The organism is Paraburkholderia sp. (assembly GCF_034668105.1).
In the GTDB taxonomy this organism is placed as follows: Bacteria; Pseudomonadota; Gammaproteobacteria; order Burkholderiales; family Burkholderiaceae; genus Paraburkholderia.
The window spans coordinates 1-9,590 of record NZ_JAXDPY010000329.1 but is presented as its reverse complement, the minus strand read 5'-3'; the positions used below and the strand labels follow the sequence as shown (position 1 = coordinate 9,590).

Sequence of the window (9,590 nt, the reverse complement as noted above, 5' to 3'; positions counted from 1 at the left end):
TTGTCGGCTTGGGCGAAGCGGGCGGCGTGGCTGCGGCGGCGCCCTACCGTGCGCGTGTTCAAAAAGAGGCGATGAATGTCGTCAGAACTTCAAACTGAAGCAGTGGCCACACCGTTGACGTTGTCATTGCAGCCCATCGGCGCGAGCGCGAGCTTGCGCGACCAGGCGTATGCAATGCTCCGCCAGGCTATTGCCGACGCGGATATTTACCAGACGCGCGAGGAAGTCCGTCTCGACGAACGCGTGCTGAGCGAATCGCTGGGCGTGAGCCGCACGCCGGTTCGCGAGGCAATGACGCTGCTCGAACAGGAGGGCTTCTTGCGCATGGTGCCGCGGCGCGGCATCTATATCGTGCGTAAGAGCAAGCGCGAGATCGTCGAAATGATCCAGATGTGGGCCGCGCTCGAGAGCATGGCGGCGCGTCTGGCTACGCTGCATGCCACGGACGAGGAAATTGCCCGCTTGCGCCACATGTTCGACCATTTCGGCGACGCCACGCCGGCCGAGCATATCGCCGAGTATTCGGACGCCAATATCGCGTTTCATCAGGCGATCGTCGAGTTGTCGAAGTCGCAGATCATTCTCGACACGATCAAGAACATCTTTATTCACGTGCGGGCGATTCGCCGCATGACCATTTCGCAAAGCGACCGCGCGTCACGCTCGATCGTCGACCACCTGCGCATCATCGAGGCGTTGGAGCAGCGCGATACCGAGCTCGCCGAGCGGCTTACACGTGAGCATTCGCTCGACCTCGCGGCGTTTGTCGAAGCGAATTGCGATTTTCTGGATTGAGGACCTGAGCGCCGGGTAGGCGCCACGCTACGGATTGGAAAAAAGCCTGCAGTGACGACGTCACTGCAGGCTTTTTTACGTGCTCGATCCCAGGTGCGGACAAGGTGTGGACGGGTGGCAGGGTTAAGCCTCGCTTGACGATCCATGAAATATGGTATGTGATATATCAAACGAGTTCAGGAACCATCTATCCGCGCGAGCGGGCGTTATCGAAGCGGGCGCGTCGGTCGATAACCGTTGCACACAAACTGATTGATCAGGAGACTTGGAAATGAGCAAAGCACTCGACGGTGTGCGCATTCTCGATTTCACACATGTGCAATCGGGCCCGACCTGCACGCAATTGCTCGCGTGGTTCGGTGCGGACGTGATCAAGGTGGAGCGGGCCGGTGCCGGCGACATCACGCGTGAGCAACTGCGCGACATCCCCGACGTGGACAGTTTGTACTTCACGATGCTCAATCACAACAAGCGTTCGATCACGATCGATACGAAGAACCCGGAAGGCAAGCAGGTTCTCGAGACGCTGATCCAGCAGTGCGACGTACTGGTGGAGAATTTCGCGCCGGGCGCGCTGGACCGGATGGGTTTCACATGGGAGCGAATTCAGGAATTGAATCCGCGCATGATCGTCGCCTCGGTGAAGGGTTTCGGCCCTGGCCCCTACGAGGATTGCAAGGTCTATGAGAACGTTGCGCAATGCGCGGGCGGCGCGGCGTCGACCACAGGTTTCGACGATGGTCCGCCGGTGGTGAGCGGCGCGCAGATCGGCGACAGCGGCACGGGCTTGCATCTGGCGCTCGGGATCGTCACGGCGCTGTATCAGCGCACGCAAACCGGCCGTGGCCAGAAGGTGCTCGCCGCAATGCAGGACGGCGTGCTCAACCTGTGCCGCGTGAAGTTGCGTGACCAGCAGCGGCTCGAACGCACCGGCACGATGAAAGAGTATCCGCAATATCCGAACGGGACCTTCGGTGAAGCGGTGCCGCGCGCGGGCAATGCGTCGGGCGGTGGCCAGCCGGGCTGGATTCTGAAGTGCAAGGGCTGGGAGACCGATCCGAACGCTTATATCTACTTCATCACGCAGGCGCCGGTGTGGGCGAAGATCTGCAAGGTGATCGGCAAGGAAGAGTGGGCCACCCATCCGGACTACGCGACGCCTGCCGCGCGTTTGCCGCATCTGAAGGACATCTTCGCCGAGATCGAGCGCTGGACCATGACCAAGACCAAGTTCGAGGCCATGCAGATCCTCAATGAATACGACATTCCTTGTGGGCCGATTCTGTCGATGAAGGAAATCGCCGAAGAGCCGTCGCTGCGCAAAACCGGCACGATTGTCGAAGTGGATCACCCCACCCGCGGCAAATATTTGACGGTTGGTAATCCTATCAAACTGTCGGACAGCCCGACCGAAGTCAAACGCTCGCCGCTGCTGGGTGAGCACACCGACGAGGTCATGGCGGAACTCGGCTATTCGCCCGAGCAGATCAGCGCCTTGCGCACTGCCGGCGCGATTTGAGCGCGTAGACGTGTCGGCACGCGCCTGGCGCGGGCTGACCCAATGCATTGTGATGACGGCGCGGTTTTCCTCGCAGCACGCGATCAGGAAGAGCAGGGAGTATCGCGCCGGTTCGCTCAAGGAGTGACGAATGGATACGTGGATGCGTTTCATGTCGAGCGGCGGTGGTGTCGTGTTCGGCCGGGTGGAAGGCGGCTATCTGCACGAGTACGAAAGTCTCGATCAACCGGTGCCGACCGGCGCTGTTTTGTCGACCCGCGCTCTCACGGCGCTTGCGCCTTGTGCGCCAAGCAAGGTGGTCGCGCTGTGGAATAACTATCACGCGCTCGCCGCGAAGCTCGACAAGCCCGTGCCGTCACACCCGCTATTTCTGCTGAAGCCGGCGGGATCGGTGATCGGCTCGGGCGAACCGATCCGGCGGCCGCCCAGTTACGCGGGCAAGATCGTCTACGAAGGCGAGCTCGGCATTGTGATCGGCCGGCGCTGCCGCGATGCGAGTGCTGAAGAGGCTGCTGAAGCGATCTTCGGCTATACGCTCATCAACGACGTGACCGCCGCCGATCTGCTGAACGAGAATCCGCATTTCCCACAGTGGTGCCGGGCAAAAGGTTTTGATACGTTCTGCTGTATCGGCCCCTCGATCGTGTCCGGTTTCGACTGGCGCTCAGCGCGACTCGTCACGATGGTCGACGGTGTGGAGCGGCAGAACTATCCGCTCGACGACATGGTGTTTTCGCCGGCTGAGCAGGTGCGTCTGATTTCGCAGGACCTGACGCTCGAGCCGGGTGATGTGATCGCGTGCGGCACGTCGGTGGGTGTCGGCTCGATCAAGGACGGCGCGACGGTGACGGTCTCGATCGATGGAATCGGTACATTGAGCAACACGCTGGAGGCTGTGCGCGAGGTCGTGCTATGACGCGACGGCCGCGGCTCGTCGCATTGCTCGGCAGCGCCGCAGGGCTCGCTGTCATGTTGGGCGGATTTGCGCGCTATCTGCTGGCGGCGTCGCAGGCGAATCTCGAACGTATCGAGCTGTATGCCGCGGTGTTCATTGGCGCGCTGGTCTTCGCCACGTCAGCCATCGCATTCTGCAAGATGCGCGGTACGTTGGACCTGAGCGCGGCGGCGCATCCGGGCCATCGCATTGTCAATGTGTCAGCGCTGCTGCTGTGCGGATGGCTGGGCTACGGCTTCGTCACTGAACAGGCGCAGCCGTTCGGACTTGCGGCGCTGCTTGCAATGAGTGTGCTGGCCGCCGCACTGGGCACGCATCTGATGATCAGCCGCGAGTACTCGAAAGATCGCGGTTCACGCACGCATGCGTTCGCCGGACATTGCGAGGGATTCGCGCTCGAGCGGCATGGATTGTTGGCGCGCATCGAATGGCACGGTGGCGAAGAGCAAGCTTGGGCACTGCGCGAGATAACGCCAGAAAGAGTGCGCGCGGCCGCATACCGGCATCGCCACAACTGGCATAACACGGGGAACACGCGCGCTGGGAACATACGCGCGCAAAAGCGCGGGTCTCTCCGCCAACGCACCAGTCACCGTGCGATGTACCGTCAAGAATGATTACACGAACGCGTCGAGCGGCAAACGGAGCGCATGGCGGGGCCGCCCCGCCGCAACGCTCAATCGCCGGTCGCCGCGAATTCGCTGTAGTAGCGGGCTTTCTTGCTCAGGATCATCTGGGCAAGAAACTCGGCGTCGTATGCGCGGTGAAGATGGGCGTGAAACCGTTCGATATAGGCGGTGATGCGCGCCGCTTCACTGGTGAATTCCTTCAGCACGTCCAGTGTGGCCTGGTCCCAGCGGAACCGCAGGCCAAGATCGCTGAAGGCCGCGTTGAATGCACTCAGATGGGCGTCATCGGGACTAGCCAGGCTTACGCTCGTTGTACGCGTGCTGGCCTGAGACTCAACCGAAGCGTGGTTCATGATCGCCCTCCTGGGCTGACAAGTGGAAGAACTCAAGCGGGAACTCACTTGCAGCATAGGGATGCTGATCAATTTGCAATAATTAAAGTTTTATTGGCTTTGCATAGCCTACTGCTTATAGACGCTCAATTCCCGTACGCGCGTGATTTTTTCGATGAGACTCGCGCCTTCCTCCATCAGGAAACGTTTGAAGGCGACGGCAACCGGCGGCAGGCGCTTGTTCTTCCGATGCACGACGTACCAGTTGAGCATGACGGGAAAGCTCTCGACGTCGAGCACGACCAGATGGCCAAGCTGCAACTCGAGACTGATCGTATGCGCGGACAGGAACGCAATGCCCATGCCGGCAATGACGGCCTGCTTGATCGTCTCGGTGCTCTTGATCTCCATCGCGATCTTGAGATTGGCGAGACGGCCGGCGAAGCCTTCTTCCATCGAATTCCAGGTGTCCGAGCCGCGCTCGCGGACGATGAAGGCCTCGCTCGCCAGCTGGCTCATCTTGATGTTGCGTTTGTTCGCGAGCGGGTGCGTGGGCGCCGCCACGATCACATAAGGGTGCGGAGCGAACGGCTCGTTGGTGGCGTCGGTTTCGTGCGGCGGGCGCACCATCACCGCGAGATCGGTCTGATTGGTGGCGAGCTGATGCAACAGCTCCTCGCGATTGTGCACGGAGAGATTGAGCACCACGCCCGAGTAGCGCCGCGTGAACTCGGCCAACACGCGCGGAAAGAAGTAGTCGCCGGCGCTGATCACCGCGACATTCAGCTTGCCGCCGGAGACGCCCTTGAGTTGACTCATCGCCTCGTCGACTTCGTGGAACTGCTGAATGATCGCGCGACTGTAGTGCAGCATCTCGGTGCCGGCCGGCGTCAGATAGATTTTTTTGCCGAGTTGCTCGAACAGCGGCAGCCCTGCGTGTTCCTCGAGTTGCCGGACCTGGGTGGAGACGGCGGGCTGCGTCAGATGCAATTCTTCCGCGGCGCGCGAGAAGCTCAGGTGGCGCGCTACCGTTTCAAAGACCTTCAGTTGCCGCAGAGTGGCATTGCGCATCGTCATGACCGATGTATAAACAAACGTGAATCAACATAATAACAAACTTTAATTATTAGTAATTCAGCAATGACCCTAGCATGGGCCTGTATAAGAAGCTAACAAGCGGAATTGTCGGCGCAGTACTCGACGCTCTACTCGGGTTAACGCTTGGATTGAGGCCTGGCGGGGCGGCAGTGAAAACTTTATGCACTGCCATTGCCTGATTGATCGGAATAAAGAACTGACCTGTTAAAGCAATCGCTCTGGCAAAACGGTTTTTAAATAATCAGAATTGAAGGAAAACGCAAATATTAAATATTCCCGGATGGCAAGGCTGTTCGGGTCATAATGAAAAGACGAAACGCATACAGTACGGCGCAACAGTCGGCCATACTGAATAAATAGCGGAGACAAGGCGCATGGACGATATTACTCAGCAGACCACCGCTCGCGTATTCTGGGCGAACCGGTGGTGGCAGCTCGTCATCGGCATGATGTGCATGGCGTTGGTGGCCAATCTGCAATACGCATGGACGTTGTTCGTCACGCCGATGAATGCGCGGCATCACTGGGGCGAAGCATCCATTCAACTCGCCTTCGCTATCTTCATCCTCACTGAAACATGGCTCGTGCCGGTTGAGGGCTGGCTGGTCGACAAGTTCGGGCCGCGCCCGGTGGTCGCCGGCGGCGCGGTATGCGCCGGTATCGCGTGGGTCATGAATTCATATGCGACCACCTTGCCGATGTTGTATGTGTCGGCGGTAATTGCCGGGATCGGCGCGGGCGGCGTGTACGGCACCTGTGTGGGCAATGCGTTGAAGTGGTTTCCGGATCGCCGCGGTCTCGCAGCCGGGTTGACCGCGGCGGGTTTTGGCGCCGGCGCGGCCGTGACCGTCATTCCGATTGCCAACATGATCACGCGCTCGGGCTACGAGCACACGTTCTTTTTCTTCGGCATTCTGCAAGGCGTATCCATACTTTTGCTCGCGTTGCTGTTGAAGAAGCCGAACCTGCGTCAGCAAGCGGCACCCAGGAAGAAGTTCGCGGTGACCAAGGTCGATTACACGCCAGGCCAGATGATCAAGACGCCGGTGTTCTGGGTGATGTATGTGTCGTTCGTCGCGGTGGCCGCGGGCGGCTTGATGGCGACCGCGCAAATCGGCCCGATCGCAAAAGACTGGGGCCTCGCACGCATCCCCATGACCATGTTCGGCATGACCTTGCCGTTGCTCACCGCCACGCTTTCCATCGACAATGTCTGCAACGGTTTTACCCGTCCGCTGTGCGGTTTCATCTCCGACAAACTCGGCCGTGAAAACACGATGTTCGTGATTTTCATCGGCGAAGGCCTTGCGTTGCTCGGCCTCATGCAGTACGGCAGCAACCCCTATGCGTTCATGACGTTCGCTGCGTTGATCTTCCTGTTCTGGGGTGAAATCTTCTCGATCTTCCCCGCGATTTGCGCCGACACCTTTGGCAGCAAATATGCGGCGGCCAATGCGGGTACGCTTTATACCGCGAAGGGCACAGCCTCACTGATCGTGCCGATTGCGTCGGTGCTGTCGGCCACAGGCGGCTGGAGCCTGGTGTTTGTCGTCTCCGCCGTGGTCACGATCGCCGCGGGCATCTCGGCGAAGTTGATTCTTGCGCCAATGCGTTCACGCTGGATCGAATCGCACAACGAGCCCCAGGGCGTGCTGGCGGTTGCCGGCAGCAAGTCCTCGCGGTTGAGCCACTGGCCTGAGCAGACAGGGGAATAGGGTGACCGGTCTACGCCCGGCAGTGACGTTATGAATGTTTCGTTGCAGCAGCTCAAGGTGTTTGTCGCCGTCGCGCGTGAAAGGAGTTTTACGCGCGCGGCCCGCGAGTTCGATCTGACGCAGTCGGCGGTGAGCCGCTGTGTGCGCGAACTTGAAGACGCGGTCGAATTGAAACTGTTCGACCGCACGACGCGTCAGGTGGAACTGACGAATGCTGGCGCGAGTCTGGAGCGCAGAATCGGCCGCCTGCTCGATGAAATCGAGCTGACGCTGCGCGAAGAACGCGCCGCTTATGACGGCCACACCGGTGTAGTTGTGCTGGCAAGCAATCCCGTGCTCTCGTCGGGTTGGGTGGCGCAGGGGCTTGCTCGTTGTGCGTCGGCATTTCCCGAGTTGATCGTGTCCGTCAAGGATCAACCGCAAAGCGGTGTGATCGCGAGTGTCGAGCAGGGAGAAGTGGACTTCGGCGTGGTCTCGGTGGCCGAGCCCCTTGGTGGAGACCAGTTGCACGCGCAAGTGGTTTTCACGACGCCCCTGCACGTCGTGATGCCGCCCGCGCATCCGCTGGCGCGGCAAGCCAGCGTTGCATGGCGTGCGTTGCAGGACTGGGCGCTCGTCACGTTGAATGCCGACGCCGGCGTGCGCGCCGCGCTCGAACTCGCGTTCAACGCGCATGGCCTGAAACGGCGGCCCGTGCAGGAGTTGGGACATATTGCGGCGGTGTTGCGCATGGTCGAATTGGGCCTGGGTGTCGGCGTTTTACCTGTCGATGCGCACTGGCCCGCACCAGGCGCGTTACTCGTAAGCCGGCCGCTGGTTCCCGAAATGAATCTGACGACACTGCTCGTGCATCGTCGCAATCGCTCCCTCAGACCCAACGCCGCGGCGGCATGGGCGCAGCTCGCCTCGCTCGCCGTCACGCCTTCGCCTTCGGCTGCAGCCGGCACGGCGTCGTTCCCTTCTCATACCTTCACATCTCAGGCAGCGGCGCCCGGCGGCACGGTCCTGCACGAACCCTAAGCCTCGTCTCTAGCCACTGGCTTCGGCCGATCCGCGGCCAGTCGGTTCATCCAACATTCCACTCAAGGAGCTTCACGATGGAAACTGAAACCGACCTCAGACGCCATGATCTGCTGATCGACGGCAAGCGTTTGCCGCCCGGCAACGGCGAGTATTCCGTCGACATCAATCCGGCGACCGAAGAGCCGATCGCGCTGGTCGCACAAGGCAGCGCTGCGGATGTCGATACCGCCGTCCACGCGGCGCGTGCCGCATTGAAAGTGTGGAACGCGATACGGGCGGCCGAGCGGGGCCGCATCCTGGCGCGTCTCGCCGGTCTGATGCGCGCGAATCTGGAAGAGCTCGCCGCGCTCGAAAGCCTCGATGCCGGCAAGCCTATCTCGGCAGTGCTGCGCCAGGATATTCCGGCAGCGATCGATACGCTCGAATACTACGCAGGCTGGTGCGACAAGATCAACGGACAGGTGGTGCCGGTGCGTCCCGATGCATTGACGTACACGCTGCGTGAGCCGGTCGGCGTGGTCGCCGCGATCGTGCCGTGGAATTTCCCGCTGATGATCGGCATGTGGAAAATCGCGCCCGCGCTGGCCTGCGGTTGCACCGTGATCGTCAAGCCCGCGGAGATTACGCCGCTATCCGCGTTGCGCATCGGCGAACTCGCGCTCGAAGCGGGCGTGCCGCCGGGAGTCCTGAATATCGTCACCGGCAAGGGGCGGGTAGTCGGCGATGCGCTGGTGGCGCATCCGGGCATCGACAAAGTGACTTTCACGGGCTCGCCTTCCGTGGGACGCGGCATTCTGCAGGGCGCGGCCAGCAACTTCAAGCGCGTCACGCTTGAGCTCGGCGGCAAGTCGGCCAATCTGATCTTCCCGGATGCAAACCTCGACAATGCGGTGCGCGCCGCGGCGTCGGGTATTTTCTTCAACACAGGCCAGGTCTGTTCGGCGGGTTCACGCATTCTTGCTCATCGCGACGTCTACGACGAAGTGGTCGAGCGTCTCGCGGCACGAGCGAAGGCGATCAAGGTTGGCGATCCGGCGGCGCGTGAAACGTCGATGGGGCCGCTCATCTCCGCAGCGCAGATGAAGACTGTGCTCGGCTATGTCGAGACGGGGCGTGCCGAAGGTGCGTCGCTCGTGACCGGCGGCGCGCGCGTGGGCGAGCGCGGTTTTTTCGTCGAGCCGACGGTATTCGCCAACGTCGAGCATGAAATGCGTATTTCGCAGGAGGAGATCTTCGGGCCGGTGGCGACGGTGATTCGTTTCAACGACGAAGCCGATGCGATCCGTATCGCCAATGGCACGTTGTATAGCCTCGCAGCCGGCGTATGGAGCGCGGATATTGGCCGCGTGCATCGGGTTGCGCGTGACCTGAGAGCGGGCACCGTATGGATCAATACCTACGGCTATACCGACGTGCGTTTGCCGTGGGGCGGTTCCGGCGATTCCGGTTTTGGCCGCGAGCACGGTGACGTGGCGATTGAAAACTTCACCGAGCCGAAGTCGGTGTGGCTGGCGATCGACCAGT

The 9,590-nt window shown here is 61.0% G+C and carries 9 protein-coding genes; 7 read left to right on the top strand and 2 right to left on the bottom strand.

The window, feature by feature from the left end:
* The first annotated feature begins 75 nt into the window (after window positions 1-75).
* The 4 genes from QOC89_RS15095 (at window position 76) to QOC89_RS15080 (ending at window position 3,886) form a co-directional block, all read left to right on the top strand.
* On the top strand, window positions 76-795 hold the full coding sequence (locus tag QOC89_RS15095; RefSeq protein WP_323045740.1) for a GntR family transcriptional regulator: 720 nt from the start codon (window positions 76-78) through the stop codon (window positions 793-795).
* Between the two features lie 271 nt (window positions 796-1,066).
* Entirely contained in the window at window positions 1,067-2,314 is a 1,248-nt protein-coding gene (gene frc / locus QOC89_RS15090) for a formyl-CoA transferase (protein ID WP_323045739.1), read from the top strand.
* A 130-nt stretch (window positions 2,315-2,444) separates the two neighbouring features.
* A complete protein-coding gene (locus QOC89_RS15085; RefSeq protein WP_323045738.1) occupies window positions 2,445-3,230 on the top strand; it encodes a fumarylacetoacetate hydrolase family protein in 786 nt (261 codons plus the stop codon).
* Window positions 3,227-3,886, top strand: a complete 660-nt coding sequence (locus QOC89_RS15080; protein WP_323045737.1) for an NAD(P)(+) transhydrogenase (Re/Si-specific) subunit beta — start codon at window positions 3,227-3,229, stop codon at window positions 3,884-3,886. Before QOC89_RS15085 ends, QOC89_RS15080 begins: the two co-directional genes overlap by 4 nt.
* A gap of 59 nt (window positions 3,887-3,945) precedes the next feature.
* On the opposite strand, the gene QOC89_RS15075 is transcribed toward QOC89_RS15080, so the two are convergent.
* Together QOC89_RS15075 and QOC89_RS15070 are read right to left on the bottom strand one after the other, a co-directional pair.
* Window positions 3,946-4,251 carry a hypothetical protein gene (locus QOC89_RS15075; RefSeq protein ID WP_323045736.1) on the bottom strand — a complete coding sequence of 102 codons (306 nt, stop codon included), beginning with the start codon at window positions 4,249-4,251 and terminating at the stop codon, window positions 3,946-3,948.
* A gap of 108 nt (window positions 4,252-4,359) precedes the next feature.
* Window positions 4,360-5,307, bottom strand: coding sequence for a LysR family transcriptional regulator (locus QOC89_RS15070; protein WP_179738303.1), 948 nt, complete (start codon window positions 5,305-5,307; stop codon window positions 4,360-4,362).
* Between the two features lie 395 nt (window positions 5,308-5,702).
* Between QOC89_RS15070 and oxlT the strand changes: the two genes are divergently transcribed.
* The 3 genes from oxlT to QOC89_RS15055 all read left to right on the top strand — a co-directional run.
* On the top strand, window positions 5,703-7,043 hold the full coding sequence (gene oxlT, locus QOC89_RS15065) for an oxalate/formate MFS antiporter (protein WP_323045735.1): 1,341 nt from the start codon (window positions 5,703-5,705) through the stop codon (window positions 7,041-7,043).
* 30 nt (window positions 7,044-7,073) lie between these two features.
* A complete protein-coding gene (locus tag QOC89_RS15060) occupies window positions 7,074-8,063 on the top strand; it encodes a LysR family transcriptional regulator (RefSeq protein WP_323045734.1) in 990 nt (329 codons plus the stop codon).
* Between the two features lie 77 nt (window positions 8,064-8,140).
* Window positions 8,141-9,590: aldehyde dehydrogenase family protein (locus QOC89_RS15055; protein ID WP_323045733.1), on the top strand; the 1,450-nt coding region annotated here is incomplete at its 3' end.